Annotated in this window: 12 protein-coding genes, 1 pseudogene and 1 CRISPR repeat array; of the genes and pseudogenes, 9 read left to right on the forward strand and 4 right to left on the reverse strand. The window is 41.0% G+C overall.

Features of this window, described 5'->3' with window-relative positions:
- Nucleotides 1-41 precede the first annotated feature (41 nt).
- The 7 genes from nadC to FHG67_RS05345 all read left to right on the forward strand — a co-directional run bounded on the left by nadC (nucleotide 42) and on the right by FHG67_RS05345 (nucleotide 9,911).
- Entirely contained in the window at nucleotides 42-956 is a 915-nt protein-coding gene (gene nadC / locus FHG67_RS05315) for a carboxylating nicotinate-nucleotide diphosphorylase (protein ID WP_016760137.1), read from the forward strand.
- Between the two features lie 5 nt (nucleotides 957-961).
- Nucleotides 962-2,986 carry a RelA/SpoT family protein gene (locus tag FHG67_RS05320; protein ID WP_002556599.1) on the forward strand — a complete coding sequence of 675 codons (2,025 nt, stop codon included), beginning with the start codon at nucleotides 962-964 and terminating at the stop codon, nucleotides 2,984-2,986.
- A 13-nt stretch (nucleotides 2,987-2,999) separates the two neighbouring features.
- The gene (locus FHG67_RS05325) at nucleotides 3,000-4,802 is read left to right on the forward strand and encodes an extracellular solute-binding protein (protein ID WP_004495561.1); all 1,803 of its coding nucleotides are present in this window, start codon (nucleotides 3,000-3,002) and stop codon (nucleotides 4,800-4,802) included.
- 10 nt (nucleotides 4,803-4,812) lie between these two features.
- Nucleotides 4,813-5,880 (forward strand): hypothetical protein, encoded by a 1,068-nt coding sequence (locus FHG67_RS05330; protein ID WP_004495608.1) that lies wholly within the window; start codon nucleotides 4,813-4,815, stop codon nucleotides 5,878-5,880.
- A gap of 845 nt (nucleotides 5,881-6,725) precedes the next feature.
- Nucleotides 6,726-8,027 carry an adenylosuccinate lyase gene (gene purB, locus FHG67_RS05335; RefSeq protein WP_004495542.1) on the forward strand — a complete coding sequence of 434 codons (1,302 nt, stop codon included), beginning with the start codon at nucleotides 6,726-6,728 and terminating at the stop codon, nucleotides 8,025-8,027.
- Nucleotides 8,028-8,807: a Rossmann-fold NAD(P)-binding domain-containing protein gene (locus tag FHG67_RS05340; RefSeq protein WP_004502224.1), complete on the forward strand. Its 780-nt coding sequence runs from the start codon at nucleotides 8,028-8,030 to the stop codon at nucleotides 8,805-8,807.
- Between the two features lie 303 nt (nucleotides 8,808-9,110).
- Nucleotides 9,111-9,911: a sterol desaturase family protein gene (locus tag FHG67_RS05345; protein WP_004502200.1), complete on the forward strand. Its 801-nt coding sequence runs from the start codon at nucleotides 9,111-9,113 to the stop codon at nucleotides 9,909-9,911.
- A gap of 379 nt (nucleotides 9,912-10,290) precedes the next feature.
- On the opposite strand, the gene FHG67_RS05350 is transcribed toward FHG67_RS05345, so the two are convergent.
- Nucleotides 10,291-10,617 carry an ArsR/SmtB family transcription factor gene (locus tag FHG67_RS05350; protein WP_002614340.1) on the reverse strand — a complete coding sequence of 109 codons (327 nt, stop codon included), beginning with the start codon at nucleotides 10,615-10,617 and terminating at the stop codon, nucleotides 10,291-10,293.
- A gap of 51 nt (nucleotides 10,618-10,668) precedes the next feature.
- Between FHG67_RS05350 and FHG67_RS05355 the strand changes: the two genes are divergently transcribed.
- On the forward strand, nucleotides 10,669-11,163 hold the full coding sequence (locus FHG67_RS05355) for an SRPBCC domain-containing protein (protein ID WP_004495662.1): 495 nt from the start codon (nucleotides 10,669-10,671) through the stop codon (nucleotides 11,161-11,163).
- A gap of 345 nt (nucleotides 11,164-11,508) precedes the next feature.
- A CRISPR array of direct repeats spans nucleotides 11,509-12,694; the repeat unit is 29 nt; unit sequence CGGTTCAACCCCACGTGTGTGGGGAAAAG.
- Between the two features lie 513 nt (nucleotides 12,695-13,207).
- Here FHG67_RS05355 and sph read toward each other — a convergent pair.
- Both sph and FHG67_RS22635 read right to left on the reverse strand, forming a co-directional pair.
- On the reverse strand, nucleotides 13,208-13,954 hold the full coding sequence (sph, locus tag FHG67_RS05360; protein WP_016758599.1) for a sphingomyelinase: 747 nt from the start codon (nucleotides 13,952-13,954) through the stop codon (nucleotides 13,208-13,210).
- 452 nt (nucleotides 13,955-14,406) lie between these two features.
- Nucleotides 14,407-14,595: a hypothetical protein gene (locus FHG67_RS22635; protein WP_004499372.1), complete on the reverse strand. Its 189-nt coding sequence runs from the start codon at nucleotides 14,593-14,595 to the stop codon at nucleotides 14,407-14,409.
- A 492-nt stretch (nucleotides 14,596-15,087) separates the two neighbouring features.
- Between FHG67_RS22635 and FHG67_RS05370 the strand changes: the two genes are divergently transcribed.
- A complete protein-coding gene (locus FHG67_RS05370; RefSeq protein WP_004502241.1) occupies nucleotides 15,088-16,302 on the forward strand; it encodes a TCR/Tet family MFS transporter in 1,215 nt (404 codons plus the stop codon).
- Nucleotides 16,303-16,399: 97 nt separating this feature from the next.
- Here FHG67_RS05370 and FHG67_RS05375 read toward each other — a convergent pair.
- Nucleotides 16,400-16,549 (reverse strand): annotated as a pseudogene (locus FHG67_RS05375) (IS110 family transposase); the annotation flags it as partial.
- Nucleotides 16,550-16,776: the final 227 nt, after the last annotated feature.

The raw sequence follows: 16,776 nt of genomic DNA on the forward strand, positions 1-16,776 counted from the left end.
CGACGATCGCTTATTTTCGAATCCCTCTGAAATTCACTTGATTGTGGTTTTCCGATTGTAAAACTCTCTTTTGGATTCAAATGAAACGCGCCTATACTCATCCGGTTTCGTCCGTAAGTTATCAAGACTATGAAACCTTGGTAAAACTCGCTTGGGAAGAGGATTGTCCGGAAGAAGATATCACCTCCGTTTCTCTCTTTACTCCTGACCGGAAAGCTACTGCGAGTTTGAACGCGAGAGAGTCCGGGATTCTTTGTGGAACCGGTGTATTAGAAGTTTTGAATGTTTTTTCGGAGAATCAAATCCGGTCGGAACTTTTGAAACAAGATGCGGAGAGTTTCCAGAAAGGAGACACCCTTTTGAGAGTCCGAGGCAATCTCGTTCAAATCCTCAGAATAGAACGAATTTTATTAAACTTTCTTCAATATCTTTCCGGAATTTCCACTCGAACCGGAGAAGTCGTCCAAAAATACGGACAAAAAGGTCTGATGATTCTCGATACGCGTAAAACTCTTCCGGGTTATCGTAAGCTCGCAAAATACGCAGTTTATTGCGGTGGCGGGAGCAATCATAGGCTCAATCTTTCCGAGATGGCAATGATTAAAGATAATCATCTCGCGATGTATTCGTCCTTTCGCGAACCTGTGGAAAAAATCAAAGCTCGTTTTCCGGGTAAAATTGTGGAGGTGGAAGTCGATTCTCTCTTACAACTCGAAGAAGCGATAGGTTCGGGGGCCGAAGTGATTCTACTCGATAATTTTTCTTTGGAAGATACGAAGACTGCGTATTCCATTCTCAAACAAAAGGCGCCTAACGTTCAAATTGAGTTTTCCGGAGGAATCACTCCCGAAAAATTAGAAGCGCTCTCGGAATTTTCGGGAGCGGGTGTTAGTATGGGTTATCTAACGCATACGACCCGTTTTCTAGACCTCGGTTTGGATATAGAGCAGCACTAACAACTATGGGATTTGTGAAAACTCCTGCAACTAAAGATATGCTCCTGGAAGGAGTTCGCGAAACGCTCGGAGAGAGCGCCTATGAATCCGTTCAAAAGGCGTATGACGTATCTGAACGAGCGCATCAGGGACAGTTTCGTCTTTCGGGAGAACCTTATATCGTCCACCCTCTTCAAGTGGGATTTATTCTTTACGAGCTCGGTCTGGACGAAAAAGTCATTTGTGCCGGTCTTCTTCATGACGTCATCGAGGATACCCAGTATTCTCGAGACGATATGATTCGAGATTTCGGAGAAGACATCACCGATCTAGTGGAAGGTGTCACTAAAATTTCTAAGATCAAAAGCCAATCCAAGGAAACCGAAGCGGCGGAGAATATTCGAAAGATTATCGTAGCGACAATCAAAGATATCCGGGTTATTCTCATCAAACTTGCGGATAAAACTCATAATATGAGAACTCTTTCGTTCCAACTTCCGGAAAAACAAAGAAGAATCGCTCAAGAAACCCTTTCTTTATACGCTCCGATCGCTGGGCGATTGGGAATTTATAAAATCAAATCCGAATTGGAAGATCTTGCGTTTCAGGTTTTAAATCCCGAAGAGTATCAAGAAGTAAAGAAGAACATCAATTCTAAAAAATCGGAAAGGGAAGGATTTATCGAAACTTTGAAGATCATCCTTCTTCAAAGGCTTTCCGAGATTCAGATCGAAGCGGATGTGGACGGAAGAGCAAAGCACTTCTATTCCATCTATCGCAAGATGAAACTTAAAGAGAAAACCTTCAACGAAATTTTCGATCTTAGAGCGATCCGTATCATCACGAACGAAGTAAAAGATTGTTATGGAGTATTGGGAATCGTACATACTCTTTGGAATCCTGTCCCTGGTCGTTTTAAAGATTATATCGCTACTCCGAAAACGAACATGTACCAATCCCTTCACACGACAGTGATCGGGCCCGACGGTAAACCTCTCGAAGTTCAGATTCGTACCCGCGATATGAACGATATCGCCGAGTACGGAATCGCAGCGCACTGGATGTATAAAGAGGGAAAACCTTCCGTATCCGAAAAGAACGTAAAGGTAAGATGGTTAGAACTATTAAGTTCTTGGCAGGATTCTGCGTTAGACCCGAAAGAATTTGTGGAAGAACTCAAATACGATCTTCACGAAGACGAAGTCTTCGTATTCACTCCGAAAGGCGAGATCCTACAGCTTCCCAAAGGTGCGACGATCCTTGATTTCGCGTTTCGGATTCATACCGATGTCGGTTTAAAAGCGAAAGGTGGAAGAATCAACGGGAGGATGCTTCCTCTCCGGACCGAACTTCGTTCCGGAGATCAGATTGAAATCATCACCGACAAAAGAACAAAACCTTCCCCGATTTGGTTGCGTATCGTTAGAACTCCTTCCGCAAGACAGAAGTTGAGGAGTTATTTTCGGAAGTTAAAAGAGGAAAACAAAAAGGATCTTCAGCAAGAAGCCGAGTTCGCCGCCGAGATTACGCTTAACGTGGAAGTTTTGGAGGAACTTAAAAAGAAACCTCCTTCAAAACCCGCGAAACAAATCGATTTAGGTGCGGGAAAAGTGATTGTCGCAGGTCTTCGCGGAATTCCGGTGAGACTTTCCGGTTGTTGTTCCCCTCTGCCGGGAGACGGGATCGTCGGATTTGTCACTCGAGGGAGAGGGGTCAGTATCCACAAGAAGGGATGTGTTACCGCCAAACAGCAGGAACAGGAAGAATCCATGCGCATCATCACTGTCGAATGGGATTACGGCCAGAGCGAATCGATTCCCGTATTGATCGAAGTAAAATCGAAAGACCGGCAAGGCATCTTTATGGAAATCGTAAAATCTATTTCCAATACGCAGACCAACATCAGAGAATCCAAAGCAAGCACCGACCAAAGGGGAAATTTGGTCGCTATCTTTGAAGTGGACGTGGAGCATTTGGATCAACTCAAGGAGATCCTAAGTAATCTAAAACAAATCCCGGACGTATACCAAGCGCATAGAATTAAAAATTAAACGAGGTGATTTCTTGAAAATACATTCTATTTTTTGCATATTTTTCGTGCTTTCTGTTTTCACTTTTCTTGCATGCGGAGATAAAGAGGAATTCGAAACGTCGACCGTCGTGGAAACTCTTCCTTGGAACGGAAATCCGAACTCCATTCCTGTCGTTCTTAGAGGACCGAATCCGATCGTTTCTCCCCATGCGAAAAAGGGCGGAACGTTTCGAATCTATAGCCATCAATTTCCGAAGTCCTTGAATTACTATTTGGACCAATTTTCCACTACGGCTCATATTTTCAGTCTGATGTTCGAGCCTCTTTTGGACTACCATCCGATCACATTGGAGCCGATTCCTCATCTCGCCTCTTCTTGGAAAGTATCTCCGGATAAAAAGAAGTTCACGTTTACGATTGACGCAAATGCGGTTTGGTCCGACGGGAAACCGGTCACTGCAAACGACGTTTTATTCACTTATGAAACTTTGATGAATAAGAACAACAACACGGCGGTTTTTAGAATCGATCTTTCTCGTTTCGAAAAACCGGTCGTTTTGAGCGAAAGAGAGATCGAATTTACTCAAAAAGAAATTCACTGGTCGAACTTTAACACGATCGCAAACTCTCTCTATATTCTTCCGGCTCATTATTACAAAGATAGAAACTTCGATAAAGAGAATTTCGATTTTCCGGTCGTCTCCGGTCCTTATTTCATGCTCTCGGCGAAAAAAGGCCGTTACGTCAAAATGCGAAGACGTGGGGATTATTGGATGCGTGCATATCCTTTTTACAAAGGGCTCGATAACTTCGATACGATTCTGTTCAAAGTTTATAACGAAGAGTCTATCGCGTTTCAAGCATTCAAAAAAGGTGATATAGATATATATCCGACCTATACGGCTTCCTTCTGGGTTAAGGATGCGATCGGGGAGAAGTTCGACGAGAATTATATTCTCAAACAAAAGATTTATAACTCAAAACCGATCGGGTTCCAAGGTTTGGTTTTTAATATGAGAAGGGAGATTTTCTCGGACGTTAAGGTTCGTAAGGCGTTCGCTCATCTCGTGGATCGGAAGCTACTTGTCGAAAAATTGGCTTATAACGAATACGAAGAAACAAACGCATTTTATCAGGATCTTTGGCCTGCAAATTCTTTCCCGAATCCTCCTCTTGAATTCGATGTGAAAAAGGCGAGAGAACTGCTTGCAAAAGCGGGTTGGAAAATCAACTCGAAAGGGATTCTGGAAAAAGACGGAAAAGAATTTAGGTTTAGCATATTGGAGAGAGATAAGAAGTCCGAAAAGTATCTAACGCTCATTCAAGAAAGAGCGAAAGAAGTCGGGATCATCATCAATTTGGAATCGACGGATCTTGCGGAGTGGAGTTCCAGAATGGACAAGTACGACTTCGATATGACCTGGGCCGCTTGGGGCGGGGGTGTGTTCAAGGATCCGGAGGCGATGTGGTATTCCAAATATGCGGAAGAAAAAGGACAGCCTAATCTTTCCGGATTTAAGAATGTCGAGGTAGATAAACTTATCGAGCAACAAAGAACCGAGTTTAACGTTTCGAAACGAAACGAGATCCTGAAAAAAATCGATAAGATTTTAACCGCGGAAGTTCCCTATGTTCTTTTGTGGAATACTAGCTCGACAAGAATCATGTATTGGAACCGGTTTAAAGCTCCGAAAAATCCGCTCGGAAAATTCGGAAGCGAAAGGGAAGCTTCTTCTCTTTGGTGGCTGGATGAAGAACAATCTTCGAAATTAAACGACGCGATTCTAAAAAAAGAAAAACTTCCTCCGGTTCCGGGTAAGGTTTACTTTCAATAGATTCAAAACTATGAATAAACGGAATCGATTCGAGGAACTCGGCAGCGTTATACGGGATTTTTTGAGTTCCCCTAAGATTCCGAACTTTATCGAGTTTTTGGAAAAAGGACTCGATAAGGAGCTGTTTTATGATCCCGAAAAAACGAAGCCGGAAATACCGATCGAAGACCTTCCGGTCGATTATCGTCTTCGCGAATCGGGATTTGCAAGAAAAACATACGAGAGACTTTTTCCAGTTTCTCATCTATTTCGCATAACGCATAGGTATGAGCGGGAATATTTGGACAACTTCATGCCTCTGTCCACGGGGAAATATATAGGAAGAGGTTCCTACAAATTTGTATACGCGCTTCCTTGGAATCAGGTCGTAAAGGTGGGAAAATCCAAACTTCCGTCGGACCCGATCTTCGGTTCCTTATACAAACACGTTCAAAAAAATTTGGATCGTTATCTCAAATCGGAAGAGATCCAACTGATGGAATTTTTAGAATCCAAAGTTTGGACAAGATCGTCGAAGGAAAATATACGTTTTAAATTTGCCCGTCTCGGCTTGGAAAGACTTCACTATTGGAAGTTGAAGTCTTTGATACCGGATCTAGTGTTACCCACGCGTTATTTTATGGGATTGCGCGCTAGAACGACTCCGTTCGGGATTCCGATTTTCACTTTGACTCCTTGCGACAATCAGAATCTTCTACCCGGAAAACATCTCAAAGAATTTATACGACTGAACGAAAAAATCCGTCAGAACCCGTTGCAGGACGCATTTTTTCCGAAGTGGAAGTTGAACTTCGACACGCATAAGTTCGGTGTCGTCAGTCGGTCCAAATTGAAAAAGATCGCTTTGGATTTTCATCGTGTGATCGAAGTGACCAAACATCTGGCCGAAGAGGAGGAATTGATCTTCGATATTCATTCCGAAAATATCATCATTACGTTTCCCGATTTTTCCCTAAAGATATTCGATTATCATGTTTTTGACGAGCACCTCTACGAGCCGAGCAAGGAGAATCCTTCTCCCGAAATCGATCATATCAATACAATCCGCGAATTCGTTCGCTCCTTCGAACTCGGTTAATATTACTGCTGAATCCCGGTTAAGAATACTGCGAATTTTGGTTTTATAAATGCAGAAATTCTAATGCTCTATTGTATGCCGCTTGGCGGCTGCTATGCGACCGGTGTAAAAAAGTTAAGTTCTAAAAAAAATAATCTCTAATGAATGTCAATTTCTAGATTGGGGGAAGTTTCCCCCTCGCTTCAGACGCGTAGCGTCTTTCGCTACCCCCTCTCCGGGAAACTATTTTGTACACTCCCCGGACCTGGTCTTTCTAAAATACAAGTAAGTTAGAATATTCTTGTTTTTGAATTCATATTGTATATTAGAGTTGTTGAAAAATTTCATGATTCAGATTGGCGAAATCGCTTCAAATATTCATTTCAATAAAGCGGAAACGGATAGAGAGTTACTACTCGAACGCAATGATAGAATACTATGACAATATTATTTATAAAATTAGAATATTCATTTAAAAAGTCTGGATTTCCCGATTTGACTTGATTTTTGAGAACCGCTGTACTTTTGCAAAACCGACCGCTTATTTTCGAGTATCATTTTCAAGCGGCCGAGTAGTAATTTTTCAACAACTCTATTCTTCAAAAGTGTAAAATTGCCCGCACGAATTTTGTACGGGAGACGGATTTCGCGAACGAATACAATAAGAACTCGAATCCGACCTTTTCGAAGGTATTCGTTCGAATGTTTTGTAGAAAATGGTAGGAGTCATTGAAAGAGCATTTTAGAAATCGTACAAAAAACAAATGATCGTATCTCAAACGCTTTTTTTACTAGCTTTGTTTTTCTTTTTACAGAATATACTTCCTTGGAAGAGTGGATGAGAATACAAAAAGGAATCTTTAGAAATGATCGATCGTTATTCCAATCCCGAAATTTCCAAAATCTGGGAATTAGAGAACAAGTTTGAAATTTGGAAGGAAATAGAAATACTCGCCTGCGAGATTCGTATGAAACGGGGAGAAATTCCACCGGAGGATTTTCAGGAAATCAAAACGATGGCAAAGTTCGATGTGGATGAGATTCTGGAGATTGAAAGTAAGGTTCATCACGACGTGATCGCGTTTTTGACAAACATGAATTCATACATAGGGCCTGCGGGAAGACACGTTCACTACGGTCTGACTTCCTCCGATATCGGAGATACTGCGCTTTGCGTCCAGATGGTTCAGGCCATGGACTTGATCCTGAAAAAAACGGACGCACTCATCTCCGTAGTCAAAGAAAAGGCGATTCAATACAGAGATCTGCCTTGCATCGGACGTTCTCACGGGATTCATGCGGAACCGATGACCCTTGGACTAAAGTTCGCATTATTTTTTGAAGAATTAAATCGAAATCGAAAAAGGATGTCCGAGGCGAGAAACGAGATTGCGGTCGGAAAGCTTTCGGGAGCTGTCGGGACTTATTCCAATATAGATCCAGAAATCGAAGCCTATGTCTGCGAAAAGATGGGCTTAAAAATCGATCCGATTTCCACACAAGTCGTTTCCAGGGATCGTCACGCGTTTTATCTTTCCGTTCTCGGGGTCACGGCTTCTTCTTTGGATCGTATGGCGACAGAGATTCGTCTTTTGCAAAAGACGGAGGGAAGGGAAGTGGAAGAGCCTTTTTCCGCGGGACAAAAGGGTTCGTCCGCGATGCCTCATAAAAGGAATCCTGTGATCTGCGAAAGGATTTCCGGTCTTTCCAGGGTGATCCGCGCAAATGTAAACGTGGGTTTGCAGGATGTGGCTCTTTGGCATGAAAGAGATATTTCTCATTCTTCGGCGGAAAGGGTTGTGCTTCCCGATTCCACCATCGCGCTCGAATACATTTTGGATAAGATGTCATTCGTAATCAAAAATCTTCATGTGTACCCGGATGCGATTGAAAGAACGTTAGACGTCACACGTGGATTGATCTTCTCTCAAAAGGTTTTGCTGGCTCTGATCGAAAAAGGAAAGATCGTAAGAGAAGAAGCTTATCTGATCGTTCAAGAGCACGCAATGGCGGTTTGGGCCAATTCATCCGAAACTCTCAAGACTAGACTGGAAAAAGACAATCGAGTCAGCCGGGTTTTAACCCGAAAAGATCTCGAAGATATTTTTAAAATCGAGCCGTATCTTGAGAAAGTGGGATTGATTTACAAACGTTTGGGTCTTGAATAAGTGCTGGTCGGAATCTTCGGTTTAGGATATACCGGAATCCGAATTGCGAATAGATTGAAGTTGCAAGCGGAGATTCAACTCAAAACTTTCTCTGCCAAAACCCGAGTGGAAGGAACCGAAGTTTTTGATTTTTCGAATCCTTTTGCTTTGGAGGAATTTGGGAAAAAATTTTCGAGAGAAAATTTCGATTTATGCGTGGTCACATTCCCCGTTCAGAAACTTTCCGATCCGATTTCGTTTATCAATCTTTTGTTTTCTATAGGCAAAAAATTTATTCTTCTGGGAACAACGAGTATTTATAAAAGAGTTCCGGACATCGTCGAATCCACTCCTCTCGTCGAAGAGCACGATCGTTTTGCGGTTGAGAATGAATGGATCGGGAGAGGCGGAAAAATTCTCAGACTTTGCGGAATTTACGGGCCTCTTCGAAATCCCGGGGATTGGGCAAGAAAAGGACTTGTGAAAAAGTGTTCAAGACAACTCAATCTGATTCACGGTGACGATGTGGCTCTTACGATTTCTCTTTTGATTCGCAAAATTCAAACGGCGGGTTGGGATGCGCTTCCGAACGTTCTCAATCTGTCGGACAACCAATGGCATACTTGGAAAGAAATATTTTCCTTTTTAGAAGAGCATGAAAAAATTTCCAAGACTCAAATTGAAGAATCACTTAAAGAGGATGGTTTTATCGACAGTGAATTGATTCGATCCTTACTTCCCGATTTACAAACCAAAAACTTTTGGATAGAATTAGGAAATCTGGAAGGAATCGGTGATTGACGAAATCAAGAATATTCTCCATTTTTTTCTATAGGCGAATTTGTTCCCTTTTTGATTTTTTGCTTTGTACGTTATTGGTCCGATATCCGCGGAAAAATTACAGCCTGTTGCATTTTTGCAATTCTTTCCTATTTGATTTTGGACTTGAACGTTTGCGTTCGAATTCCTATTCGGAGACGGAATATAGAAAAAGTCGCACGAATTCGAAAATAAATCCTAAACGATTTTGAAAAGAGCAAGCCTAGATGAGAGTTTAAGTCCATAATTAAATCGAATCTGCGATTTATGATACGGAGAATGAATATGGAAGAATTACTTTCAAAGTTCGGTTATTCTGGTTTTTTCGGAATCATTTGGATGATTTTTTTGATACGTTATTTGCTCTTTTCGGGGATTGTGTTTTTGATCGTTTGGGTTTTTTTGGGTAAAAGATTTTCTCACAAACTTATTCAGGGCAAAAGACCGGAAAAGAAAAAAATCATTCACGAAGTCAAATATTCCCTGATAGCTTTCCTGGTGTTCGCGTTGTCCGGAGTATTTATCGCCTGGTCTCACGTAAAAGGGTACAATCTGATCTACGAAAATGTCGGCGATTACGGGTTCGGGTATCTTATCTTCAGTGCGTTTGTGCTGATTCTTTTACATGATACTTATTTTTATTGGACACATCGAATGATGCATCATAAATTTTTCTTTAAATATTTTCATCTTGTGCATCATAAGTCTACCAATCCTTCTCCTTGGGCGGCGTTTTCATTTCATCCTTTGGAAGCGATCGTCGAATCCGGAATCGTTCCGCTTGCGTCGTTTGTGCTTCCTTTACATCCGGGAGTGATAATCGTATTTTTCGTTTATATGACTTCGTTGAACGTGCTGGGTCATCTTTCCTATGAATTTTTTCCTTCCTGGTTTTTAAAAAGCGGGTTCACGAATTGGCATAACACGACTACACACCACAACATGCATCATAAATACTTCAACTGCAATTATTCCCTCTATTTCAACTTTTGGGATAGAATCATGGGTACCAATCACGAAAAATACAAGGAAAAGTTCGAAGAAGTCGCATCCAGAGTTCCTAAAAAAGAAAAATTAATATTATAAAAATATAATGTTTTTGATTCTGCCTTCGCATACTACTCGAATGCAATAATAGAATACCATGACAAGATTATTTAGAAAATTAGAATATTCATTTAAAAAGTCGGGATTTCCCGATTTGACTTAATTTTTGAGAACCGCTGTACTTTTACAAAACCGACCGCCTATTTTCGAGTATCATTTTCACACGTCCGAGTAGTAAATAAGAAGTAAGAGTTCCGTCCATTCGAGGTGAGTATCGTAAATCATAAGAGTTTAGATGTCAGAGTTTTAGGCGATCTGCCTAGGAGAGGTTACCTACGTTGCGACTTATACAGGAGCAGCGTGCTTGAGTTTCATTCTATTGATTATTGTCTCTTTTATTTTGGCCGGTTTTTCGATTTTATCCTGATTCCATTCGCTTTTTAAACACTGCCAATCTTTCCAAACTCGGCTTTGCGTATTTACTGATCCAACGATCGTAGATTTCTTGAATGGGTAGATTGTCCAAATAATTCCATCGAACCCGCCCTTTTCTTTTTACGATCAATAAGCCTGCATTTTCCAAAATCTTCAGGTGTTGAATTATAGTACAGCGATCTAATGGTTCGAAATAAGAACAGATTTCTCCTGTTGTTTTAGGTTCTTTCCTAAGAAGATCCAAAATTTCTCTTCTTTTAGAATCTGCAAGCGCCTTAAAAATTAGATCCTGCTTGTCAAGTTTAGACATGTTACTATAATATAACATATTAAAAATATAATTATTTCAAGAGGAATTTATATGGATTTAAGATTCACGATACAGACCAAGATCCAAAAACCTTTGGAAGTGGTTTTTCAAGCAGTCTACGACCCGAAACATTTAAGCGGATATTTTACAACCGGAGGCGCAAGTGGTCCTTTGGCGGCGGGAAGTAAAGTGGTTTGGAAGTTTGCGGATTTTCCTTCGATGGAAGGGGAAGATGAGGGAGTTGTCGTCAACGTAGTCGAAGTGGTTCCCAATTCCAAGATTGTTTTGGAATGGAATGCTCACGAAGGAAGTTATGAGGGTAAAAACAAGCTTCTAACTGTTGGCGGGTACAAAACCAAAACGGAAATGATTTTCGAATCCTTGGATCAAAACAATACTCTTGTGAAAATTACCGAATCCGGTTGGAAGGTATCTCAAGCTGCGTTAGACGGTTCTTATATGAACTGTCAAGGTTGGATGAACATGAGTTGTTGTCTCAAAGCGTATTTGGAATACGGGATTAACTTGAGAAAAGGTTTTTTTTGAATTGATTCCGTATTGTGTTTGTCTTAGAGTTCATCTCGAAACCTTCAAAGAATATCTTTCGTGTCCGGCAAGTTTTTAAAAAAATGTGGGAGTTCCCATAGATTACGTCCTTGGAGTTTACACCGCTTTTGTGCGGTTTTCCCTCTTGTTTAAAATTGGTGGGAGTTCCTACATTTTCAGGTTTTGAAACTGGTTTTTAGTTTTTTTACATTGAAAATTCTAAATTGGATTCCGTTTCCGAATTCTTATTACTCATCTGTTTCGTCCTTATTTGTTTTGACTGAAAATTTTAACCTCACGTATGTGGGGAAAAGGTTTTCAAAATGCTCACACGTGAGCATTTTGCGGTTCAACCCCACGTGTGTGGGGAAAAGTTAGTCCGTATGAAAATAGACTACTCAGACTCCGGTTCAACCCCACGTGTGTGGGGAAAAGAAATTTGAGAAAATAAAATCACTCTCTCATAACGGTTCAACCCCACGTGTGTGGGGAAAAGAATATCTAATCTGTTTATTTGGCGGAATGTCCCGGTTCAACCCCACGTGTGTGGGGAAAAGTTTAACTCACAAATCAAATATGGGAGATGAAACGGTTCAACCCCACGTGTGTGGGGAAAAGATTTTTTAAACAAAATAATAGTTTGCCTCATTCGGTTCAACCCCACGTGTGTGGGGAAAAGGTTGAGGAGTTTGAACTTTAATAATGCCATCTCCGGTTCAACCCCACGTGTGTGGGGAAAAGGTATTCACATTTTTTAATTCAGCTGTTCTTCCGGTTCAACCCCACGTGTGTGGGGAAAAGAAAACCATGTAATAATTATTTTTGATAATTATCGGTTCAACCCCACGTGTGTGGGGAAAAGTATCTCTTCAGCTTTCCAGTAAGAAGCCTGCGCGGTTCAACCCCACGTGTGTGGGGAAAAGGCCGAAGGGTTCGACAAACATATCGAAACTTTCGGTTCAACCCCACGTGTGTGGGGAAAAGTGCGGATTATCGTAAGGCAGCTCAAATGATGTCGGTTCAACCCCACGTGTGTGGGGAAAAGTTCAAAATCTTTAGGAAGCAATGTAATAATTCCGGTTCAACCCCACGTGTGTGGGGAAAAGAAAAATACTGAATCCGAATGTAATCGCTGTATCGGTTCAACCCCACGTGTGTGGGGAAAAGTTTGACGATTGAACGGATCGAGGCCGGTGCGCGGTTCAACCCCACGTGTGTGGGGAAAAGCTTCTCCCAATGCGATTGAACGCACTTTCTCCCGGTTCAACCCCACGTGTGTGGGGAAAAGTAGCGTAGATCAGCACGAATGCCACCTGTTCTCGGTTCAACCCCACGTGTGTGGGGAAAAGTCTATTCCAAATGAAAGAATGGTTCATATACCGGTTCAACCCCACGTGTGTGGGGAAAAGATGCGGGATTGACTTTAGAAGATGCCGCTAAACGGTTCAACCCCACGTGTGTGGGGAAAAGTTGCGGTATCGATAAAGCAATTGTAAATCGTTCGGTTCAACCCCACGTGTGTGGGGAAAAGGCTAAAAGCTTGTATAGGATAAATCCGGATTTTTTGCAATCTATTTTTGGGTTCGAGTCAATCTATGATGGCAAATCGCCTCTTACTAAGAACGTGTGAAACGTAACCGTAATCAAGCCCAATAAACCAAAAACGAAATTGAAAAGAGTGAAAGTAAGATGCCTTATTTTAAAACCAATTGAAAGTGTGAAAAACCTCTAAGCAGATTGTCTAAAAATATTACTGATCCCTATAAAATAAAGTACCGTTCATTTGAGCAGAAACCCCGCGTTTTAGACGCGGAACTTTGGACACTCTAATATGTGGAGATAAGTAGAATTGTTGAAAAATTAATACTCCATCCGTTTTTGTTTTATAAAAACGACCGATTGAAGCGGTTTTGTCAATTGGAACTATAGAATTTTTCAACAACTCTATTTTGATGATTAAGCCACTTCCGGAGAAATATGGCAAATCACGTTTGTATTTAATGGGCTGTCTCTATAAAGTCTTGTATATCTGCCTCTGTTCACGTTATTTTGCTGCTGCTTCCGGTGGCGTTGGACTTAATATAACGGTAAAAGTTTCTCTTGGACCAGGATTAAGTGACTTCGTCCATAGAAAGAGATATTCATTCCAACTCCCTCCCTTCCAATTTGTGATAGAATAATCATATCCAGCACCTAAAGTATCATGATCTGAAAATGAGACCTTGCTTCCGGATTTTAAACATCCTCCGTTTATAACGAAGATTACAAGACGATTGGAGCCATCATTGTATTTCGGATAGTATGCGTAATTGCCACCGCCGCCACCGGCCCACCAATTCCAATAATACTTCGGATTTGCAGAGGTTTCGACTCGGATACGCCCGCTTTCTATGCAGTTGGGATCGCCTCCATCCTGATACAAATTGAACCTCGTAAAATAAGTGTCTCGCACAGCGTCCACTTTGAGCCATCCGTTCGGAGTCTTGCTATTTGCTTGAATTCTTTTACCGGTTGCATCGGATATAAAAGTAACCCCATCGTATTTTCGTTTAGGCCTGGGTTGGGGTTTAGCTTTTCTCATAGATTTGTCGCTTGGCAATTCTAAACTTTGGTCGTTTGGAAGGGCAAGTAAAGCCAGAAGTAAATTATTTTCTGATGATTGTTGATCCGGTAGACAGTTAAAAAGAAACAAGAAGAGGAGAAGACAAAAGCCTCCAAAATACTTCGATATTTTAAATTGATTTGTTTTTTTCTTTTTTTCTTTTCGCAAGATTTTCTGTATCATTTTCATATCTCCATTCAAATTTCTATATATAGTAATACATAATTTGAAAAAGAGAAAATGTTCAGGATAGGTAGGATAGCCCTATTCAAAGATAAATTTAGATTCCAAAAAAGACTTTTGATTTTAAAGTTTATCTTAAGATGATTGTCGGTAAAAAAACGAACGGTTGTTATGCGAAGTTTTTATTTCGAAAAGCTACTCAATGATTGAATCAAAGATAAAAAAAGCAAGAAGACATTGTCAACTTTTCAAAGTTTCTACTCTGTCAAATATCTGGAAAACGGATGATCGTCTGGATCGAATCAATGTTCGTTTGTCGTCTCTGGATTTATTACTTCACTTGAGTGATAGAATTGCTGTAGGGTTTTTACTCGCTTACGTACCGAAATTAAGTCCGATTGAAAATGTTTGACACAAACGGAAAAGATATCTTCTTTTTAACTACGCTCTTGAAACATTCAAAAACGAAGCGAAACGAATCTTAAAGAAATTACTACTCGAACGCAATAATAGAATACTATGACAAACTTATTTCGAAAATTAGAATATTGGAATCTTTCTTTAAAAAGTCGGTATTTCCCGATTTGACTTAATTTTTGAGAACCGCTGTACTTTTGCAAAACAGCCCGCTTATTTTCGAGTGTCATTTTCACGCGTCCGAGTAGTAAAAACAAAGGAAATTCGGTTTAATCTTTCTAGGCATCGATCTATATTGTCGTTTTAATTGTGTTTTCTGAATCTGTTGTCGCTTAACAAAAATATATTTTAGATTGCAGTTGTCTCTGGTTTCTCTTGTGAATTTTATATCTCTTTTTTCGATACATCGTATCGTTTCTGTGTTTGGATTAACCGTTCTGAAAAAAACGATTACTGATCCCTATAAAATAGAATGCCGTTCATTTGAGCATAAATCCCGCGTTTCGACGCAGAACTTTGGACGCTCTATTATGTAGAGATGAGTAAGTTTTTTTTAGTTTCTTAGACGATACTACCCGGAAGCAATCAAATCGTCTTTATTTGGCAGATAAGATTTGATTCTAGGTATCTTTCAGATTTGAAGATTCTATGAGATCTTCCTAAGACTACTTAAGGCATTATTTTTTGATTGCCAAGAGGCTTATTATTTGTTTGGTGGATTTATGAATCCCCAACGTCCCGCCGCCTTAGGTTTTATTTTTGTAACTGTTCTCATTGACGTAATAGGTTTCGGAGTCATTATCCCCGTTTTGCCGAAGCTCATTCAGGAATTAACTCGCGGATCTTTGAGCGACGCCGCTTGGTACGGAGGCCTCTTGATGTTCGCTTATTCGTTCGTTCAGTTTATCAGTGCGCCATTTGTTGGAGGATTGAGCGACCGATATGGGAGAAGGCCTGTTTTACTCGCGTCTCTGTTCGGCTTTACGTTGGATTATTTATTTTTAGCGTTTGCACCTTCCATTTTTTGGTTGTTTGTCGGAAGAGTTGTGTCGGGCATTATGGGAGCAAGTTTTACGACAGGCTATGCCTACATTGCGGATATCAGCCCTCCCGAAAAGAGGGCGCAAAATTTCGGAGTTCTCGGAGCCGCGTTCGGATTGGGATTTATCATTGGACCCGTGATCGGAGGTTCTCTTGGACAATTTGGTTCTAGGGCGCCTTTTTTAGCCGCGGCCGTTCTTACGTTGGTAAATTGGTTGTTCGGATTTTTTGTTCTTCCGGAATCATTGACCAAAGAAAATCGAAGAAAGTTCGAATGGAAAAAAGCAAATCCGATAGGTTCGCTTATCAATTTAAAACGTTATCCGATGATTATCGGCTTGGTAGCTGCATTTTTTCTAATAAATACCGCGGCGCACGCCGTCCAAGGAACTTGGAATTATTATACGATGGAAAAATTTCAATGGAACGAGGCGATGGTAGGTTATTCACTCGGGGTCGTCGGGCTTATTTATGCGGTCACACAAGGAGGGCTGATTCGGATCATTCTTCCTGTGTTGGGTCAGAATCGAAGTATCTATCTCGGTTTGGCCTTGAGCGCACTCGGATATGCGTTATTCGCTCTTGCAACGCAAAGTTGGATGATGTTCGTATTTTTAATTCCTTATTGTTTGGGAGGGATCGCGATGCCTCCGCTCCAAGGAATCATGTCCTCTCAAGTTCCCCCAAGAGAACAAGGGGAATTGCAAGGAGCGCTCACAAGTCTAATGAGCGTTACCGCGATCATCGGACCGATTTTGATGACTGGATTGTTTTCGTATTTCACGGCAAAGGGAACGCCCGTGTATTCTCCAGAAGCTCCACTTTGGATGGGAACGATATTGACTGCGGCGAGTCTTTGGATTTCCGTGGGTTCCTTAAGAAAGCATCATTCTTGAGTTTCCGCAGCTTGATCTTTCTGATAAGACAGAAAACTCAAGTGCCGCCGCTCTCTCCTCCTATGTTTCTTGTGTCAGGCCCTTCCGTTATTTTTTTTTACATAAGACCATATTGAGCTAATTTTCGATTCAATACTTCTTCAGGCGTAGAATCAAAAAGATCTCCCGTTCGAATCATTGAATAAAGGACTTCGATCATTTTGCGTGAAGCGGCGATGATCGATTTTTTAGCTCCTTTTTTACTACTCGAACGCAATACTGATCTCTCCATAAAGGAGTACCGTTCATTTGAGCACAAATTCCACGCTTGGACGCAGAATTTTGGACACTCTATTATGTAGAGATCAGTAAGCTTTGAAAAAATAGACGGTTATATTGCGTAAAAGATTAAGGAATTCAAAAACAGTCGGAATCAATCTTGAAAACATACAAGTTTGCGATTTTAGAAATGGAACATCGAAAAAATGCGGAAAT

This window comes from Leptospira weilii, assembly GCF_006874765.1.
Taxonomy (GTDB): Bacteria; Spirochaetota; Leptospiria; order Leptospirales; family Leptospiraceae; genus Leptospira; species Leptospira weilii.

Bases quoted from the DNA above. Each gene is read 5' to 3' on its own strand.
- FHG67_RS05345 (WP_004502200.1), top strand. From the start codon at position 9,111: ATGGAAGAATTACTTTCAAAGTTCGGTTATTCTGGTTTTTTCGGAATC.
- FHG67_RS05330 (WP_004495608.1), top strand. From the start codon at position 4,813: ATGAATAAACGGAATCGATTCGAGGAACTCGGCAGCGTTATACGGGAT.
- FHG67_RS05320 (WP_002556599.1), top strand. From the start codon at position 962: ATGGGATTTGTGAAAACTCCTGCAACTAAAGATATGCTCCTGGAAGGA.
- FHG67_RS05355 (WP_004495662.1), top strand. From the start codon at position 10,669: ATGGATTTAAGATTCACGATACAGACCAAGATCCAAAAACCTTTGGAA.
- purB (WP_004495542.1), top strand. From the start codon at position 6,726: ATGATCGATCGTTATTCCAATCCCGAAATTTCCAAAATCTGGGAATTA.
- FHG67_RS05370 (WP_004502241.1), top strand. From the start codon at position 15,088: ATGAATCCCCAACGTCCCGCCGCCTTAGGTTTTATTTTTGTAACTGTT.
- FHG67_RS22635 (WP_004499372.1), bottom strand. From the start codon at position 14,595: ATGACACTCGAAAATAAGCGGGCTGTTTTGCAAAAGTACAGCGGTTCT.
- FHG67_RS05350 (WP_002614340.1), bottom strand. From the start codon at position 10,617: ATGTCTAAACTTGACAAGCAGGATCTAATTTTTAAGGCGCTTGCAGAT.
- sph (WP_016758599.1), bottom strand. From the start codon at position 13,954: ATGAAAATGATACAGAAAATCTTGCGAAAAGAAAAAAAGAAAAAAACA.